Below are 16,706 nucleotides of genomic sequence, written 5' to 3'. Positions count from 1 at the left end.
CCGGCCACTAGCGTGCGGGGGGCATGCCGGTGTTGCTGGGGGCTTTGGCGTCGGGGCTGATCGGCGTTTCCGATTACTTCGGGCGATATTGCAGTCGGCGCGCCCAGGCCATGACCACGGTGGGCACCGCGTTCGTGGGCGGGCTGGGCATCACGATGGTGCTGCTAGTGATTGTGCCCAGTGCCATCACCGCGGCCGACTTGCTGCTGGGGGCGGCCTCGGGGGCACTCATCGCCATCGCCCTCTCGGCTATGTGGCACAGCTTGGCCGTATCCTCGTCGGCCATCGCCTCGCCGATCGTGGCCGCGTTCACATCGTTGGGGCCGCTGATCTATGGGCTGGCCACCGGCGAACGCCCCACTCTGGCGGCCAACATCGGCATCGCGGTGGCCGTGGCCGGGTTGCTTTTGGCCGTGATCGTGCCCCAGACCGTGACAAACGTCGGCACAGGCATCGCCTACGCCATCCTCGGCGGTCTCGCCTTCACCGCGGCCATCGTGTTACTGGATCGAACCAGCGTGGACAGCGGCATGTGGCCCGCCGCCACCCAGAGGGCCGCCGCCCTGGTGTTCATGCTGATGGTCACCCGGGCTAGGCGCATCCCCCAGATCCTGCCCCGCTTCCTGCGGCTGGCCGGCCTGGCCGGAGGCATCGCCGGCGGCTTGGGCATGGCGTCTTTCATCGCGGGGGTGCAGCGCGGCCCAGTGGGGGAGGTGTCAGTGGCTGGCTCGCTCTACCCGGTGGTCACCATCGCTATGGCCGTAATCTTCGACGACGACACCCTGCGCTGGTGGCAGGCCATGGGCATCGCCGCCGTGCTGGCCGGCACCACCCTGATCACCATCGGCTAGGCCACAATTCACCTTCGGTCTAGGGAGTGTTCACTTGGTTTCCAAGTGGCCTCCAATTGGGCAGGCGAGAATGCCTGGATGGATGAGCAGTCTTCGTTGGAGCCGCAGGTCAAGCTGACCACTGAGCAGATCTTGTTGATCAAGCAGGCTGCCCAACGGCTGAAGACCAAGTTTGAGGGCACCTTCAACGCCGAGACCATCGAGCGGTACATCACCGACTCGCAGACCCGGCTGGAGAGCCGGGCCAAATTCGCCACCTGGTTGCCGGTGCTGATCGAGCGATTCACCCACGACCGGCTGGTTGCTTTGGCCCGCTTGGAGGTGGGCACCTTGGACCGGCCCGGCGTGCTGTTCCTGTGCGTCCACAACGCGGGGCGCTCCCAAATGGCCGCCGGCTACCTGCGTCATTTGGCTGGCGACCGGGTGGACGTGTTCACCGGCGGCTCCGACCCCGGTTTTGACACCAACAAGGTGGTGGTGGCGGCCATGGCCGAGGATGGCATCGACGTCTCCCAGGAGTACCCCAAGCCATGGACCGACGAGATCGCCCGAGCCGCCGATGTGATCGTGAGCATGGGTTGCGGTGATGCCTGCCCCATCTATCCCGGCAAGCGCTACGAAGACTGGGAGTTGGACGACCCCTCCGGGCAACCCATCGAGGCAGTGCGTCCCATTCGGGACGACATCAGGGGCCGTGTCCAGGCCCTGTTGGCCACTCTGGAGCTGACCCCCGTTTCCTAGCGCTTGCCCTGATCGAAGACCCTCCCCCGCGACCCGTCGTGCGAGGTTGGAACGAAACCACTAAATTACGGCGCAGCCGGGGAGAGGAGGATGGGAGGGGGGCATTCCTCTCCCCGGCTGTGTCATTCATTAAACCGGGATGTGGGCTTGAAACGGCGCGTAATTCAAGCGATAAGGGCCTGGATTTCGGCCACCCTCTGCTGCACTTCGTCGCAGGTGGGGGCCTCGAGATTGAGCCGAAGCAGGGGTTCGGTATTGGAGGGGCGCAGATTGAACCACCAGTCGCCCAGGTCCACGGTGAGCCCGTCGAGGCGGTCTTGGCGGGCATTCGGGTAGGCGGCCGCCACCCGCTCGATCACCACTGCCGCGTCGTCCACCGTGGTGTTGAGCTCTCCCGATGAGGCATAGCGGTCGAAGTCCGACACGAGATCGGACAGGCCCGCTGGGTGGCTGCTGAGGGCTTCCAGCACCATCAGGGCGGCGATCAGGCCGCTGTCGGCCCGATAGTTATCCCGGAAGTAGTAGTGGCCCGAGTGCTCCCCTCCGAATATGGCACCGGTGTCGGCCATGGCCTGCTTGATGATGGAGTGGCCTACTTTGGTTCGCACCGCGGTGCCACCCGCCTCGGCGATCGCTTCGGGAACGGTCCGAGAGCAGATCAGGTTGTGGATGATGCTGGCGCCGGGTTCCCGCTCCAAGACCGTGCGGGCGATGATGGCGGTGGTCGACGACCCCGACACCGGTCGGGCGTTTTCGTCCACCAAGAACATGCGGTCGGCATCGCCGTCGAAGGCCATCCCCACATCGGCGTCCACTTCCAGCACCCGGCTTTGGAGGTCTCGTAGGTTCTTCGGCTGTAGAGGATCGGCCGGGTGGTTGGGGAAGGTGCCGTCCAACTCGGGATACAGGTGGTCAAGCACGAGAGGCAGACCCTCGAACACCGCGGGCACTACCAGGCCGCCCATGCCGTTGGCGGTGTCGGCCACCACCAGCAGGGGGGCCAGCGCGTCCACGTTTACGAACGAGCGGACATGGGCGACGTAGTCGCTCAGCAATTCGCGGCTTGTGCGGTTGCCCTTGGCAGCTGACGGATCGGGGCCGGCGATGGCCATGGCCTTGATGTTCTCCAACCCGGTGTCGGCGCCGATGGGCGCGGCACCCGCGCCGCACATCTTGATACCGTTGTAGCCCGCGGGATTGTGGGAGGCGGTGAACACCGCTCCGGGCAGATCAAGGTAGCCCGAGGCGTAATAGAGCATGTCGGTGGCGCACAGTCCCATGTCCACCACGTCGATGCCGTGGTCCATCGCGCCTTCGCCGAACGCGGCAGAGAATTCTTCGCCCTCGGGGCGCATGTCCCGCCCGACCAGCACCGCGGCAGCCCCCGATGAGGCCACGAACCGGGCGAAGGCGCCTCCGATGGCCCGAGCCCCATCGGCGTCTATTTGATCGCCCACGGTGCCCCGAACGTCGTAGGCCTTGAAGATGGCGTCGTAGTCGGTAGCCATTCCGGGCCGGCTAGCGGTCGGGGCGATTCTGCGGCATCAGGCGGCTACTGCTTCTTCAGGTTCTGCTTCATCTCGTCGAGCTGCATCAAGATGGGATAGCCGCTGACGCTGATGGCGTTGCCGTGGCCGGTGTGGTGCACGTCGAACACCGATTGAAGGGCGGTGTAGTAGCCCTGCACATCGAGAGTCTGGTTCACCGCCCGCTTGGCCTGGGCCAAACCGAAGGCGTTGTTCTGGGCGATTTGCGCGGCCAGTTCATGAGTGCGCTCCCAGAGTTGGTCGCGGGGAACAACCTCCCGGGCAACCCCGATCTGGACGGCTTCTTCGGCCCCCAGCGTGCGCTGGGTGAACAGCAGGTCTTTGGCCCGGCGGGCGCCCAACTCCCAGGTGTGGCCGTGGTACTCCACCCCGCCGATGGCCATCAGCACCACCGGGTCGGAGAACTCCACGTCGTCGGCCACCACCAGCAGATCCAGCGGCCAGATCAGGTTGAGTGCCCCGGCGATGGCCTTGCCCTGGATGGCCCCGATGGTGGGCTTGGGGATGTTGCGCCAGTGCCACGAGTAGCCCAGGTACTTGCGGGCCTCCCAGCGGTAGATCTTGTTCAGCTGCCAGCTGCCGTCGGCCTCGGCCAGCGACACGGCGTCGGGGTCGGGGTCGCCCCCGCCAAGATCGTGGCCGGCCGAGAAGTGCCTGCCCTCGCCCCGCAGCACGATCACCTTCACGTCGTCGTCGTACTCCGCAGCCAAGAAGTGGTGGTGCAACTCATCGAGCATCCGCTCGTTCTGGGCGTTGGCCTTTTCCGGTCGGGCCAGTGTGATGGTGGCCACCGCGTCTGCGGTCTCGTAATCGACGTATCTGTACTCGCTCATGGGGTGTCCTCTATCAGGGGCTTATAGGTGGTTGCTTCAGCCGGTTGCCTTCTGTACCCTGACGAAAGCAGTCGGAACCGGCACCGCCCCTGAGCATAAAGGGTTCCCCTCAGAATCCAAGAGACGATGGAGGGAACCCATGGCAGTAACCGAAATCGAGCGCACGGAGTTGGCCAACCGGCTGGTATTGGCCATCGGCAAGGAGGCCACCGAGACGCTCATGAACTGCATCATCCCCGAAGGGCGAGACCAACTGGCCACCAAAGACGACCTGAGAGTTCTGAGCGCTGAAATGCGGTCGTATGTTGACTCCGCAATCTCCAAGCACACTCGCCTCATCATGACCACCATGGTGGGGTTCATGCTCACCATCTGGATCACGCTGCTGGTGCCTGCCATCGTTTGACGGTTGAAGCCCTCAAGCCTTGCTGAGGGCGGCCGCTTCAAGCACGGCCAAGGTTTGGTCGGCAATCGGTTCCCAGTCGAAGGCGGGGCGTAGGTCGATCAGGGTTTGGCGGGAGCGGTCCAAGTCTTCCGGGGTGAGATTGTCGAGGCACCGGGTGAGGTCTTCGACGGTTTCTCCGTAGCGGATGTCGGCGCCGGCGAAGGTCTCGTCGAAGAAGTCCCAGTTGCTGGTGATGGCGGGCACGCCTGCTCCGATGCAGTCGAACGCGGTGCCGGTGGTGAGCATCCCGGAGGGGGCGAACGGGAGGATCACCGCGTCGAAGGCCTTCACGCGCCGCAGGTACTGGTTGAAATCGAGATGGCCGAACTCGGCGATGATCCGGGGATCGTCGGGAACGGCCACCGACAGGTCCACACGGATCACCAGCTGGATGTCGTCCCGGGCGCATGCATGCACCGCGTCGACCACCAGCTGGAGGTTCTTTTCCACCCGAGGGGTCCCGATAACCGCCACCCGCAGCCTGCATGGTGCCCAGCCCTCGGCCAACTCGACATCTTCGCGGGTGGTGTGGGCCACCGCCTCGTACTCGCGCCCCCAATGGCCGTGGGGGATGACGTGGTGCTCGGTGTTGGGACCGTATTGGTAGGTGGCCAATGCCACGTCGTAGCCGGCCTGGCTGTGGTGGATGACCGCGTCGGCCGCTTCGGCCCATAGCTGGTAGCTGGCTGCGGCCTCGTCGGTCTTGAAGAAGTGGGGTAGCAGGTTGTGCTGGGTCCACACGATGGCGGTTCCGGTGGCCTTCACCTGCGCCAGCACCTCGGCGGTGCGTTGAGGGTCGACACCGCTCCACCATTCCGGCCAGGCCATGTGCAGCACGTCGATTTCGTGGAGCCTCTGCACCAGCTTGTCGTCGGGGATGCCTGCGCCGAGTGCCACCACCCGGTCGGCCAGCGGGTCGTACAGCGAGCGGTCGTAGGGGTGCCCGTGAATGGTGCTGGCCACCCGCAGCCGGGGGGTGACCTTCCAGGTGAAGTTCACCATGGCAGCGGGTTCGAGTTCAGCCTGGTACACCCGGGGCAGCTCACCCCAGAAGCTGCGCCACTCCGCGATCCCCGAGGTGTCGATGGCCTGCACCCGACCGGCGTCGAACTCCACGTCCAGCGGTCGTCCGGCAGGCTCGGCCACCGTGAGGGTCAGCGGGCCGGGAAGGTCAGGGTCGTCGAATTGGAGGTGCTCAGCAACAACCAGCGAGCGCCCCTCCACCCGGTAGGTGGCAGTACGACGGCCCGCCACCGTCGGCTCGTCGCTGCCCGCTGGCGCCCACCCGTCGTGGACGATGGTGACCGAGCCCGGGTTGTGCTCCACCGAGGTGGGCAAGCCCGCCGGGACCAGGGGAGCATTGCTGGTGCCGGTGCGGTCGTCTCGCCCCAGTGGGGTGATCACCGGCAGCATCACCGGATGGCCGGAGGTGGGCTGCTCAAATAGGCCCGGGCTCCGCGGAGAGGCGGCGTAGTCGGCTGAGAATCCGAACACCGTGGGCAGGGCGAACGACAGCGGCTTGGCCCGGTACGACCACACCGTGGCCCGCTGGGAATCGTCGAATGAGATGAAGCGTTCCGCAGGGAGATAGGCGTCGGTGGAAGCAGCGCCGACCACGTCAGGCCTCTGGCGCAGTTCGAGGGCGGAGAGCAGCAGCTTGCCGTAGATGTCCAGGGTCATCTGAAGCCGTCGGGCCGGGCCGCGGTAGAACATGGCGGCCCGGTTTTGGTGAGCGGCGATGACCCCGTTGGGGAACCACTCCACAAGATCGTCAAGAGTCGCATCGGCTCGGGCCAGCCAGCGGTCTTGGGGTACGTCGAGGTCGCGCCCCGCGGCAATAGCGGCCAGCTCGATGGTGATGGCCATGCCCAGCGCACCGATAGACCTACCCCACACGATGGCTCCTCCGGGCTGAGCCACCTCGTCGAGGTCGGTAAGCACCTTTGAAAGCCCGCTGGCCCACCCCGGACCGAGCTGATCGGCCAGCGGCTCGGCAAACAGGTACATATCCGGGGTGTAGATGTCGTAATGGACCCAGTTGCCCATGCCGTCGTTCAGCCAGCCCGTGGGGCTGGAGAACATCGAGCGCACCCGGTCGAGTAGATCGGGAAGCTCAGCAGGCGCCTCGCCGCCCCGAAGCTCGGCCAGGGCTCGCAGGCATCGGGAGGCCACCACCGCGAAGTTGGGCGGGATGGCGTCAGTGTCGGCCAGCCGGTCGACGATGCCCGGAGAGTGCACCGCGTCGAGCACGGTCTGGTGGAGCTCGGAGGGTAGGGAATCGAGACCCCCGATGCGCAGCACCGTTTCTCCCACCCGGTAGCTGGCGAACGCCTCCACCGTGGCGGGATCAAGCGAAGCGATCAGCGGTGGGATCCGGGCTCGCAGTTCGCACCCGCCCACCTCTTCGACTCCGCACTCGATGAGCAGCCCCAGAACGTACAACAGGTCGGCGGTGGCGTCGTCCAGAACCGCATGGCCGGCATAGAGCCGGGGCAGCTCCAGTCCGGGAGCGGCAGACTGCTCGAACTCCGCCATCTTGTCCGCGGTCGCCGCAATCAGCCGGTCGGCTAGGGCGCCAGAGGTGGTGGTGCCAGCCAAGGGGTGTTCGGGAAATCGAAAGTCCATGCTCATGCCATGGTGGCCAATCGCTCTTTGGTCACTTCGTTGAGGGCGTACTCTCCGGCCGACCACCGCCGGATCTCATCGATCACGTAGTCGGTCATGCGGGCCAGTTCGGTGCCCTGGCTGCCGGCCAAGTGGGGGCTGATCCACACGTTGGCCATCTCCAGCAGCGGGCTGTCTTCGGGCAGCGGCTCAGGATCAGTCACATCCAAGATGGCATACAGCCGCCCCGAGGCCAGGTGAGGCGTCAGCGCCTCATGGTCGATCAGCGGCCCGCGGGCGGTGTTGATCACCGTGGCGCCGTCGGGCAATGCGGCCAACTGGTTGGCGCCGATCAAGTGCATCGTCTCGGGCAGGGCTGGCGCATGGATAGACAGCACATCGGCCCCGGCGCACAGTTCATCCAACTCCAGTTTGTCCACCCCTAGCGAGGCGGCTTCTTCTGGGGTCACGTAGGGGTCGGAGAGCGTCACCGTCAAGTGGGGAAAGGGGCGCAGCAGCTCGATCACCCGGCGGCCGATCAGCGATGCCCCAATGATGCCGATGGTGCGGCCGTAGTTGCCCCACTGGCGGTCGCCCATGGCCGACATGGCTGAGAAGTCAGCCCGGCCCCGGCGCCACAGCACCCCCTTGTTGGCGAACAGGATGGCGGCCAGGGTGAACTCGGCCACCGGCTCGGCGTTGGCGTTGGCCCCGCTGGTCACGCGGATGCCGCGATCCCACACCGCATCGGTCAGGGTCATCTTGACCGTGCCCGCCGCGTAGGCGAACAGCCCGAGCCGGGGCGCCCGATCGAGCATGGCGGCGTCTAGCGGCGGGCACCCCCAGTGGCCGACGATCACCTCGGCCTCGGCCAGCACGGCGTTGGCCTCGTCGTCCCACGCCCCGATGGGCTCGGTGTTCAACAGCCGCCCCAGCGCCCGCAGCCGGTCGTGGTCGGCCTCGCCGAACAGCCCCATGCCCGGCCAGTGGGCAATAGCGATGTTGGGTTGCCCTCTGCTCATTGCCAGAAGTCTCCCAATATCGGCTAGACCATTCACAAGCAAGGACAAGAAGGGGAACGGAAATGGCTGATCTGGTCAACTACGAGGGCAAGCGGGTGCTGGTGGTGGGGGGCGCCACCGGGATGGGAGCGGCCGCGGCTCAGAAGGCAGCCGCGCTGGGTGGACATACCATTGTGTTGGACATCGCCGACATGACCTACGAGTGCGGGCAGTACATCAACGTCAACCTGGGCGACCAGGCCAGCGTGGACGCGGCCATCGAGGCCATCGAAGGCCCAGTGCATACCGTGTTGGCCTGCGCGGGGGTGGCCGACGGCACCGGCAATCTCATGCTGATCAACTTCACATCGCAGCGCCATCTCATCGAAGCGCTGATCAAGGGCGGCAAGCTGGGCCGGGGCGGCTCGGTGAGCTTCATCTCCTCGGCGGCCGGGCTGGGATGGATGAGCAAACTGGAGCAGGTGCAGGACTTTCTGGCCACCCCCGACTGGGACACCGCCGCGGCGTGGATCGACGAGAACGAGGGCACCGACAGCTACATGTTCTCCAAGCAGGCCATCAACGGGTATGTGGCCGCCCAGGCGTTCCCCTTCCTGCAAAGGGGCATCCGCATCAACTCCATCATGCCCGGGCCCACCGACACCCCCTTGGCCCGGGCCAACGCCGACCTATGGCTCGGATTTGGGGCCAGCTATCGGGAGGCCGCCGATGTGCCCACCTTGGTTCCCGAGCAGATGGGCGACACTCTGCTGTTCTTGAGCAGCGACGCCGCCAGCGGCATCAACGGGATCAACCTGCTGGTGGACCAGGGCCACACCAACGCCTCTCTGGTGGACGCCTGGGACGACCCCTTCGTGAAGGTCATGGCCGGCATGATGGACTTCGACCCGGCCATGTTCGGGATGGACGAATGAGCCCGCTCTTCTAATGAGCGGCCAATTGCCTGACATCTTGGAGCTCACCGAAGTCGGGGAGCATCGCTATCACGTATTCCAGCCGGCGGAGTCGGCTGAGGGGCGCGATGTGGTGTTCAGTGGCCAGCTCATGGCCCAGATGATGATGGCGTCGGATAGGGAAGCGGGCAGCGCCAAGGACATCCGCTCCGTGCACGCCATCTTCGCCCGGGCCGGCACCTACACCCTGCCCATAGAGGTGGACGTCGATTCCATGCAGGCCGGGCGCACCTGGGCCAGCGATGCGGTCACCGCCACCCAGGGGGGCAAGCTGCTCAGCCGGGCGCTGATCTTGATGAGCACAGTGGACGACGACCTGATGCGTCACGAGCCGGCCATGCCCGATGTGCCCGGTCCCGATGGCTTGGATCCCGGCTTCGCCTTCATCTTCCCCGGCGCCGAGTGGCGGCCGGTGCCCGGCGAACCGGAGATCGACGGAGTGCCGGTTGAGCGGGCCTGGCACCGCTACGAGGCGGGGGTGGAGTCGCAGGCGGCCAACCAGGGCATCGCCGGATGGGCCACCTGCGGCAACATCATCGGGTTGGCCATGCGCCCCCATCGAGAAACCATCCGAATCGAGGACGCCCACCGCACCCTGTCCACCGGGGTGATCGCCCACACCCTCCACTTCCTGGATCGCCTGGACGCATCCCAGTGGCTGCTCATCCAGATGTCGGCCACCAAGGCGGCCAACGGCCGGGTCTACGGCCAAGGCGAAGTGTTCACCGCCGAAGGCCAGTTAGTGGCCACCTTCCAGCAAGACTCCATGGCCAAAGCCGCCCCCGCCCCCATGGACCCCTCCCGCTCGATGTAGCGTCCCGCTTAGGGTTGGGGAGTCACCACTTGGCACAAGGGTCCGGTTGCTCGGCTGATCCGGCGGTCGAGGGTCAACAGCGGCCAATCGAGCGCTTCGGCCAACGCCACGTACCAGGCGTCGTAGCTGGTGAGGTTGGCCCTGAGTTCCCATACGCGGTCAGCGAAAGGCGTAAACGGGTAGAGGTCAATATCAAGGCGGAGCAGGTCTCGGTGGGCGGCTGTCGCTTCCAGTCGTGTGAGGACGCCCCTTAGCTCCTGTCGACGAAGGGTGTTGGTGGCTTCGACCAGAGCCTGTTCTGGTGCGGCCAGAGGGCCGGTTGAGATCGCCTCTTCTGCCCATGGGCCGTCATGCTCAGAGTCGACGAGCACGGCCACCAGCACGGAGGCGTCGACGACGGCACTCACCTCCGATCGGCGTCTCGGTCTTCGAGGATCATCGAAGTCGGGACGCCGGTTCCCGCTGCGGCCTTGCGGCGCTGGACTTCGTCAAGCCAAGAACGCAGCGTTGGCCGGGACGCAATGCGCTCAAGTTCGCCGCGCAAGTACTCCTGCATGGATTGCCGGTTGAGCGCAGCCCGAGCTGAAAGTTCATCGCGGACTTCCTCAGGTACCCCTCGAATCGTGATCTGCACAGTCATGACAGCATTATGGCCGCATTGCTGTCATAATGCAATCACCAAGCGCGGTCACTCAGTCGAGTCGTCCAGGATCATCAGGGTCTTGAGATCGCTGTGGAAGTCGAGGGCGTAGTCGCCTCCTTCTCGGCCGATGCCGGAGATCCCGCAGCCGCCGAACGGGGCGGTGAGGTCGCGCACCAAGAAGGTGTTGACCCACACCAAGCCAGCCCGCACGGCTGCGCCCACCCGCTCGGCCCGGGCCTGTGACGATGTCCAGATCTGAGCGGAGAGGCCATAGTCGGTGCTGTTGGCCAGGGCGATGGCCTCATCCTCGTCGGCGAAGGTCTGGAGGGTGAGCACCGGGCCGAAGATCTCCTGCTGCACCACCTCGCTCTGGTTGGATGCCGGTTCGATGAGCGTCGGCTCGTAGTGGAGGCTGCCTTCCATCGGTTGGCCGCCCCGCACGATGACGTCGCCCGCGGCTCGGGCCCGCTCCACGAATCCGTGGACCCGGTCGCGGTGATCGGGGTGGGCCAGCGGGGCGATGTCGGTGGTGGGATCACGGGGATCCCCCAGCACCAGCGCATCTGCGTGGTGATGGAATCGCTTGAGGAACTCGTCTCGGATTTCGGCCGCGACCAGCAGCCGGGTGCCAGCCAGGCACACCTGCCCCGAATCATCGAATTGCCAGGCAGCCCTGTGGGCGGCGGCGTCGAGGTCGGCGTCGGCGAACACCAGGAACGGGCCCTTGCCGCCCAGTTCCGCGGTGAACGGGACGATGTTGGCCGCGGCGGCCCGTCCGATCTGCCGGGCGGTCTCCGGTGATCCGGTGAACGTGATGCGCCGCACTCGGGGGTCGGCCACCAGCGCTGCGCCTACCTCCTCGCCGATGCCCTGTACCAGGTTGTAGGCGCCAGGCGGGAAACCGGCTTTCAGGGTGAGCTCGGCCAGCAGCGCGGCCGACAGCGGCGACCACTCGGCTGGCTTGTGGATGACGCTGTTTCCCGCGGCCAACGCGGGGGCTAGCTTCCAGGTGCTGAGCATGAACGGCGCATTCCAGGGGGTGATGACCACCGCCGGACCGGCGGGCATGCGCTGCACTTGGTTCCGCATGCTCTTGGCATCCCAGGTGCGGTTCTCGTGCTCGGTGATCAGGTCGGCGTAGGTGCGGAAGTTGAGCGCCCCCCGGGCCACCAGCCGCTGCTTCATCGACTCATAGAGAAAGCCCATGTCCAGGGTCTCCACCAGGGCAATGTCATCGTTGTTGGCCTCAATCAGGTCGGCCAGACGATGCAGCACGTCGGCTCGTTCTTTGACGCTGAAGGCGCTCCAGGCCTCGAATCCATCCACGGCAGCGGCTAACGCGGACTCCGCCGTGGCTTCATCGCCGCGGGCGATGTCGGCCAGGTGCTCCCAGCCCATCGGCGACCGAGTCTCGAACCGCTGAGGTGAGGGGACCCACGACCCCCCGATCAGGTGATCGGTCGGTACCGAGACGCCGCCGACATCCTGGCGGGTCACGGAGTCATTCCTCCTCGACGGTGGACTCGTAGCGCTGGGCACCGGGACCTCGGGGGGCGCGGATGCCTCGGAACTCCCAATCCCCGCCCTTGGCAGTGGACTGCACTTCCTCGGAGTCGGACGGCTGCGCACCCACATCGTCTCGGATGGGAGTCGGGCCGGACACGATGGTGTTGGTCAGCGCCCCCAAGCCCTCGACCTCCACGGTGACCACGTCGCCGGGCACCACCGGGCGGGAGTAGGCCGGCGTTCCCGACAAGAGGATGTCGCCGGGCACCAGCGTGATGGTGCGGGCGATGTCGGCCACGATGTAGTGCATGTCCCATTCCATCTCGTCGGTAGTGGCGTCCTGCTTCACTTCGCCGTTCACGATGGTCTGGATGCGCTTGCCCCGAAAGTCCCAGCCGGTGATCAGACCAGGGCCCACGGGACAAAGGGTGTCGCTGCCCTTCACTCGCAGCATCGACCCCGCGTCGGTGTCCCTGAAGTCGTGGAGGCCGTAGTCGTTGGCCACGCTGTAACCGGCGATGTAGTCCCCCGCCTCAGCAGGGGACACGTTTCGGCAGGTCTTTCCGATCACAATGGCAATCTCGCCCTCGTAGTTCAGCCACTGGCACCCCTCGGGGCGCACCACGTCGCTCTTGTGCCCGGTAAGCGCGGTGATGGGCTTGTGAAAGTAGGTGGGCGCCGGGGGCAGCTTGGTCATGAACTCCTCAACCCGGCTGCGGTAGTTCAGATGGATGCAGATGATCTTGGTGGGCGTCACCGGCGCCAGATGGACGGCTTCGTCGATGGCCACCGATCGGCCATCGCCGGAAACCAGCTGATCGCCAACGCGTTCAACATCACAGGGATAGCCGTCGAGGAGGATGCGGCGGTATTCGGGCATGTCTGGCAATCTACCTAGAGAACCCATGCCAGCCGACTCCACTCCCACCGAACGCCTCCTCGATGCCGAGGTAGACATCCAGGCTCGGTTGGGCGATCGGCCTCTCGACTTCGACTCGATGCAGGCCATCTCCAACATCTATCGGGCTGCGGCGGCGGTTCGGCGCCGGGCGGAGCGAGAGGTGCTGGCTGAGGCCGGTTTGTCGTGGGGCGGCTTCACCATTTTGTGGGTGCTGTGGGTGTGGGGAGAGATGGAAGCCGCTCAACTGGCCTCCGAATGCGACTTGGCCAAGGGCACGCTGACCGGAATGGTGACCACTCTGGAGAAGCAAGGCCGGGTGGAGCGCACCCGCATGCAGTCGGACCGCCGCCGAGTCACAGTGGCCCTCACCTCCTCCGGGCTCAGGACCATCGAGCAACTCTTCCCCCAGTTCAACGAGTTCGAAGGCAAAATGAGCGGAGGACTCAGCGTCGCGGAGAAGCACGACTTGGCTCGCCTCTTGCGAGCAGTCACCACCAACGCCTCTGAGTAGGCCATCGGCATCACGCCAGCTGAGCCTGCCGCACATGACGCTGAGCCAGGTCCGCGAAGTTGTCACTGCGCCGTGTAAATATCTATCGCTCAGGAGGTGAAGGATAGATGACAGCGGAAGTGGTGATCCTCAATCGTGGTGCCGTTGCTATCGCTGCCGACAGCGCCGCCACTGTTGGTGCGCCAGGTCGCAAGATCTACAACACCGCGAACAAGCTATTTCCCCTCTCAACCGTTGAGCCGGTTGCAGTAATGGTTTATGGAGGGGGTTCGTTTGCGTCGATCCCTTGGGAAACCGTCATAAAGGAGCACCGCCGTGACCTTGCCTCAACCTCCTACGGCTCAGTTGAGGAATATGCAGAAGCGCTAGTTGCCTACTTGCCTTCCTTGGTTCGACATGTGTCCAGACAAGAGCAACGGGAGCGTGTGGTTATGACCGCGTGGTGGGAGCTGGACATGGTGCGAACTTCGGTAGAGAGCACTGCATTGGCTGCTGCATCAGCAGGTACTCCGCTCACTAATGCTCAGATCAGGAGCGAGATTCTCAGCAGGGTCAATGCTCGGATCAGCCATTTGCAGCAGATTGGCTTCATCGATGGCATCAGCACGGCAATTGTCGGACGAGAGATAAGCGCTGCAATCAAAGACTGGCCGGCGTTTGTAGACGAATATCTCAACGGGTTACCTACGAACTCGGTGATCAAGCGACGAGCTCGGGTCATGGCCCGAGCCTCATTGAGGGCGGCCCAGCAGTCGCCTTGGGGTAGCGGAGTCGTAGTAACGGGGTTTGGTACTGACCAACTCTTTCCTGCGATGTCTCAGTACTTCGTCGACGGCATTGTCGCTGGCCGTGTTCGAGCGTGGAGGGTCGGCGGCGTCTGCATTGGAAAGGACCAGTCCGCCGGCATCTACCCCTTCGCGCAGGAGGACATGGTGGCCACCTTCATGGAGGGCATTCACCCTGACTATCGACTGGCACTCAGCGAATTGGTCGACCAGACGATTGGCCTGTTGATCGACCACTTCAGTGGACGGGTGAAAGGCGCTCTTTCTCCGGCTGCGCATTCCCAGCTACTCAATGAGATGGCTGCGGCCAAAGCGGTGATCGCCGATCGCTTCCAGGATCACTTTCGTGAGCTGCTGAAGGCAAACAACTCTGCCCCGATCATGTCGATCGTGGAGCTGCTCCCGAAGGAGGAAATCGCGGAGATGGCAGAGGCTCTAGTAAACCTCACCTCCTTCAAGCGACGGGTTACACCGGAAGCTGAGACGGTTGGGGGCCCGGTCGATGTGGCCGTGATCTCGAAGGGAGACGGGCTAGTGTGGATTAGGCGAAAGCACTACTTCGCGCCCGAGCTCAACCCGCGCTACTTTGGTCGCGACCAAGGGCTCCGAAACGCTGGCATAATGGGGGTGAGGCCATGACGAGAAGCGCTGAGGACGCACTGCGTCAGAAACTCTCGGAGGGTAGCTCCGAAAGGGCACGCCTGCCGTTTCCCCAGCCTTGGGATCCCCAGCCTGTGGACCCCAAGGCCTTTGGTCGCCGTGTTGCAGCAGAGCTCTTCGACGAGTACGTGAAAGAAAGCCAGGAGAGAGCCAAGCGCAAGAAGCGCTAGTCGAAATGGCTGTGAATGCAGGGCACTGGCCTTCGTGCTGGTCCCCCAAGCTGATGCTCGCCCTAACTGAGTGTGAGGGTTGATCGGCGAGAATCGACTATCCGCTGACTTGACCGATGGGTGCCTGGCTGCGTTTCCATTGGTCGGGCCCTATTGTCGCTGGTAATCGGTGGCGTGTGGCCGCTCCACGATTTGCAGCTCGTGCCGGCTACTCCATCAGACGGAACCAATCACGAACCGCCAAGCGGAGCCGGAGCACCTCGTCTTCAGCTAGCAGGGAGCAGTGAGCGATCGGGCCTCGGAGCGTGTTGAGACTGCTCATGACCTTCTCAACTGCCCTCACGCTCGTGAACAGGGAGTCGAAGACATCCCAGTTCTTCTTGATTATCTCACCAAGCTCACCGAAGGTTGTGAAGTCGATGGGGTCGGACGACCGGGGCGTCGTGCCGCTGTCCATTTCCCGTTGCTGTCTGTCTGCGACCTCTTGCTGCAATGTGGAGGGAATGCGACCGCTGGTCCACCAGTTGGGGCCTTCTTCAGCTTCGAGCGGGTCAGAAATTAGCCGCCGGATGGATTTCTCGAGTGAGTAGAAGACTTCGTAACGGGGTGCCATTGCCGCGGCCTCTGAGCGGTACTCCTGCTCGATCTGTGGGTAATAGTCCTCGTCAGAGTCAAGCACTTGCTTGTGCTGTCTCCGCAGATCGATAGCGAACTCTCGCTCTACCCGATCGAGTTCGTGCTCGACGAGCTGATTTGAGAGGGAAAATAGCTTCAGTCTGTCTTCAGCTGCTGCCATGACTATCGAAGGAGGTTCTCTCGGAGGCTCTTGAAGATGGCATTGAATACAGCAATGTCAGAGGTGGCAGGTAGGTGGAGATTGATCGTGTACCCGATGCTCAGGTCTCCGAGCAAGGACTCCTTCCCGTCTTGACCTTGGTCCGGCAAGGATGTGGGGTCGTCGCCGTCGTCTCCGCTGGTCGCCGAGCCAGGACCATCGGCCTCGTGATCGTCCGACTCGTCGAATTGAGCGAGTTCGAGCAGGGCCTTGAAGGAGCCGACAATCGCTGTCAGCATTCGAGAGCCCTCTTCGGCTCCTGTGATTTGCACAATCAGCCCTCGGAGGTCGTCGTCGTTGAGCTCGTAGGCGTACTCATTCGCTTCAAATAGGGGTGCGTAGCCTGTTCGGAGGGCTGCAGCTGCTGCTGCCCCTCGCTGTTTCTGATTTCTGAAGTGTTTGTAGGTCTCGGTCGGAGTTCCATCGGAGGCAAGAAATCCGGTGCGCTTCAAGAAGGGAATTACTGGTTTAGCGCCCCCACCAGATAGTCCTAACTTCGTCGCTAGAAAATCCTGTGTGAACCTATCTGGAGTTGCCGCGGATTGGATCTTCGTAAGGGCCTTGGTCAGCGACCCAGTGCTAGTTACGTACGGGAGTTTCTCATCTGCCATGTCTTCCTCGTTTCTTGGATTGGCGCCCAATGGTAGATGGCAGTTGTGACAGTTTGGTCCCTTAGACACGAAATTGCGCCTCTGACCTGCTACTTTGTCCCATGAACCATTCTCCGTAGCGGCTGCGCTACGTAGTCTGCTGGCCGTTTGGTGTATCGCCTAAGGATCTCAGCAAGACTTGACCAGACGAGGTGCGGTGCCTTGGGGGGATGAACTGATAGACCATGTTGGGGATCGACTAGCGGGACAGATGGAATCCGGGGACTGCTTCATG

Annotated in this window: 17 protein-coding genes; 7 read left to right on the top strand and 10 right to left on the bottom strand. The window is 64.1% G+C overall.

The genetic code is table 11. The features are described 5' to 3' along the window. The first annotated feature begins 23 nt into the window (after nt 1-23). Both ACOQPI_RS00440 and ACOQPI_RS00435 read left to right on the top strand, forming a co-directional pair. A complete protein-coding gene (locus ACOQPI_RS00440) occupies nt 24-851 on the top strand; it encodes an EamA family transporter (protein ID WP_420617761.1) in 828 nt (275 codons plus the stop codon). 78 nt (nt 852-929) lie between these two features. After that, entirely contained in the window at nt 930-1,592 is a 663-nt protein-coding gene (locus ACOQPI_RS00435; protein ID WP_420617760.1) for an arsenate reductase ArsC, read from the top strand. Between the two features lie 164 nt (nt 1,593-1,756). On the opposite strand, the gene ACOQPI_RS00430 is transcribed toward ACOQPI_RS00435, so the two are convergent. Next, a complete protein-coding gene (locus ACOQPI_RS00430) occupies nt 1,757-3,100 on the bottom strand; it encodes a phosphomannomutase/phosphoglucomutase (RefSeq protein ID WP_420617759.1) in 1,344 nt (447 codons plus the stop codon). 44 nt (nt 3,101-3,144) lie between these two features. Continuing rightward, entirely contained in the window at nt 3,145-3,972 is an 828-nt protein-coding gene (locus ACOQPI_RS00425) for an enoyl-CoA hydratase (RefSeq protein WP_420617758.1), read from the bottom strand. Nucleotides 3,973-4,111: 139 nt separating this feature from the next. Here ACOQPI_RS00425 and ACOQPI_RS00420 point away from each other — a divergent pair, with 139 nt between their 5' ends. Beyond that, the gene (locus ACOQPI_RS00420; RefSeq protein WP_420617757.1) at nt 4,112-4,378 is read left to right on the top strand and encodes a hypothetical protein; all 267 of its coding nucleotides are present in this window, start codon (nt 4,112-4,114) and stop codon (nt 4,376-4,378) included. Nucleotides 4,379-4,390: 12 nt separating this feature from the next. On the opposite strand, the gene ACOQPI_RS00415 is transcribed toward ACOQPI_RS00420, so the two are convergent. After that, a complete protein-coding gene (locus ACOQPI_RS00415) occupies nt 4,391-7,048 on the bottom strand; it encodes a hypothetical protein (protein ID WP_420617756.1) in 2,658 nt (885 codons plus the stop codon). Beyond that, nucleotides 7,045-8,043 (bottom strand): hydroxyacid dehydrogenase, encoded by a 999-nt coding sequence (locus tag ACOQPI_RS00410; RefSeq protein WP_420617755.1) that lies wholly within the window; start codon nt 8,041-8,043, stop codon nt 7,045-7,047. The genes ACOQPI_RS00415 and ACOQPI_RS00410 overlap by 4 nt, the downstream gene beginning before the upstream one ends. Nucleotides 8,044-8,105: 62 nt before the next feature. On the opposite strand from ACOQPI_RS00410, the gene ACOQPI_RS00405 reads away from it, so the two are divergent. Then, nucleotides 8,106-8,957 carry an SDR family oxidoreductase gene (locus tag ACOQPI_RS00405; RefSeq protein ID WP_420617754.1) on the top strand — a complete coding sequence of 284 codons (852 nt, stop codon included), beginning with the start codon at nt 8,106-8,108 and terminating at the stop codon, nt 8,955-8,957. 13 nt (nt 8,958-8,970) lie between these two features. Then, nucleotides 8,971-9,810, top strand: coding sequence for an acyl-CoA thioesterase (locus ACOQPI_RS00400; RefSeq protein WP_420617753.1), 840 nt, complete (start codon nt 8,971-8,973; stop codon nt 9,808-9,810). 8 nt (nt 9,811-9,818) lie between these two features. Here ACOQPI_RS00400 and ACOQPI_RS00395 read toward each other — a convergent pair whose 3' ends face one another. From ACOQPI_RS00395 to ACOQPI_RS00380, 4 genes are read right to left on the bottom strand one after another with little or no spacing between them, the layout of a single operon-like run. Next, nucleotides 9,819-10,217, bottom strand: a complete 399-nt coding sequence (locus ACOQPI_RS00395) for a type II toxin-antitoxin system VapC family toxin (RefSeq protein WP_420617752.1) — start codon at nt 10,215-10,217, stop codon at nt 9,819-9,821. Continuing rightward, a complete protein-coding gene (locus tag ACOQPI_RS00390; protein WP_420617751.1) occupies nt 10,214-10,450 on the bottom strand; it encodes a FitA-like ribbon-helix-helix domain-containing protein in 237 nt (78 codons plus the stop codon). The genes ACOQPI_RS00395 and ACOQPI_RS00390 overlap by 4 nt, the downstream gene beginning before the upstream one ends. A 48-nt stretch (nt 10,451-10,498) precedes the next feature. Further along, entirely contained in the window at nt 10,499-11,950 is a 1,452-nt protein-coding gene (locus ACOQPI_RS00385) for an aldehyde dehydrogenase (protein ID WP_420617750.1), read from the bottom strand. A 4-nt stretch (nt 11,951-11,954) separates the two neighbouring features. Next, on the bottom strand, nt 11,955-12,839 hold the full coding sequence (locus ACOQPI_RS00380; protein ID WP_420617749.1) for a fumarylacetoacetate hydrolase family protein: 885 nt from the start codon (nt 12,837-12,839) through the stop codon (nt 11,955-11,957). A gap of 25 nt (nt 12,840-12,864) precedes the next feature. On the opposite strand from ACOQPI_RS00380, the gene ACOQPI_RS00375 reads away from it, so the two are divergent. Beyond that, entirely contained in the window at nt 12,865-13,371 is a 507-nt protein-coding gene (locus ACOQPI_RS00375) for a MarR family winged helix-turn-helix transcriptional regulator (RefSeq protein ID WP_420617748.1), read from the top strand. A gap of 107 nt (nt 13,372-13,478) precedes the next feature. Continuing rightward, on the top strand, nt 13,479-14,795 hold the full coding sequence (locus ACOQPI_RS00370) for a hypothetical protein (protein WP_420617747.1): 1,317 nt from the start codon (nt 13,479-13,481) through the stop codon (nt 14,793-14,795). A 399-nt stretch (nt 14,796-15,194) separates the two neighbouring features. Here ACOQPI_RS00370 and ACOQPI_RS00365 read toward each other — a convergent pair whose 3' ends face one another. Next, nucleotides 15,195-15,782, bottom strand: a complete 588-nt coding sequence (locus ACOQPI_RS00365) for a Swt1 family HEPN domain-containing protein (protein WP_420617746.1) — start codon at nt 15,780-15,782, stop codon at nt 15,195-15,197. A gap of 2 nt (nt 15,783-15,784) precedes the next feature. After that, nucleotides 15,785-16,432, bottom strand: a complete 648-nt coding sequence (locus ACOQPI_RS00360; RefSeq protein ID WP_420617745.1) for a DUF5343 domain-containing protein — start codon at nt 16,430-16,432, stop codon at nt 15,785-15,787. Nucleotides 16,433-16,706: the final 274 nt, after the last annotated feature.

The sequence above is a fragment of the Candidatus Poriferisocius sp. genome (genome assembly GCF_965219815.1).
GTDB lineage: Bacteria > Actinomycetota > Acidimicrobiia > Acidimicrobiales > Bin134 > Poriferisocius.
This window is presented reverse-complemented; position numbering and strand designations above follow the sequence as displayed.

Bases quoted from the DNA above. Each gene is read 5' to 3' on its own strand.
- ACOQPI_RS00365 (WP_420617746.1), bottom strand. From the start codon at position 15,782: ATGGCAGCAGCTGAAGACAGACTGAAGCTATTTTCCCTCTCAAATCAG.
- ACOQPI_RS00360 (WP_420617745.1), bottom strand. From the start codon at position 16,432: ATGGCAGATGAGAAACTCCCGTACGTAACTAGCACTGGGTCGCTGACC.
- ACOQPI_RS00380 (WP_420617749.1), bottom strand. From the start codon at position 12,839: ATGCCCGAATACCGCCGCATCCTCCTCGACGGCTATCCCTGTGATGTT.
- ACOQPI_RS00370 (WP_420617747.1), top strand. From the start codon at position 13,479: ATGACAGCGGAAGTGGTGATCCTCAATCGTGGTGCCGTTGCTATCGCT.
- ACOQPI_RS00400 (WP_420617753.1), top strand. From the start codon at position 8,971: ATGAGCGGCCAATTGCCTGACATCTTGGAGCTCACCGAAGTCGGGGAG.
- ACOQPI_RS00435 (WP_420617760.1), top strand. From the start codon at position 930: ATGGATGAGCAGTCTTCGTTGGAGCCGCAGGTCAAGCTGACCACTGAG.
- ACOQPI_RS00405 (WP_420617754.1), top strand. From the start codon at position 8,106: ATGGCTGATCTGGTCAACTACGAGGGCAAGCGGGTGCTGGTGGTGGGG.
- ACOQPI_RS00440 (WP_420617761.1), top strand. From the start codon at position 24: ATGCCGGTGTTGCTGGGGGCTTTGGCGTCGGGGCTGATCGGCGTTTCC.
- ACOQPI_RS00375 (WP_420617748.1), top strand. From the start codon at position 12,865: ATGCCAGCCGACTCCACTCCCACCGAACGCCTCCTCGATGCCGAGGTA.
- ACOQPI_RS00390 (WP_420617751.1), bottom strand. From the start codon at position 10,450: ATGACTGTGCAGATCACGATTCGAGGGGTACCTGAGGAAGTCCGCGAT.
- ACOQPI_RS00415 (WP_420617756.1), bottom strand. From the start codon at position 7,048: ATGAGCATGGACTTTCGATTTCCCGAACACCCCTTGGCTGGCACCACC.
- ACOQPI_RS00410 (WP_420617755.1), bottom strand. From the start codon at position 8,043: ATGAGCAGAGGGCAACCCAACATCGCTATTGCCCACTGGCCGGGCATG.
- ACOQPI_RS00425 (WP_420617758.1), bottom strand. From the start codon at position 3,972: ATGAGCGAGTACAGATACGTCGATTACGAGACCGCAGACGCGGTGGCC.
- ACOQPI_RS00420 (WP_420617757.1), top strand. From the start codon at position 4,112: ATGGCAGTAACCGAAATCGAGCGCACGGAGTTGGCCAACCGGCTGGTA.
- ACOQPI_RS00430 (WP_420617759.1), bottom strand. From the start codon at position 3,100: ATGGCTACCGACTACGACGCCATCTTCAAGGCCTACGACGTTCGGGGC.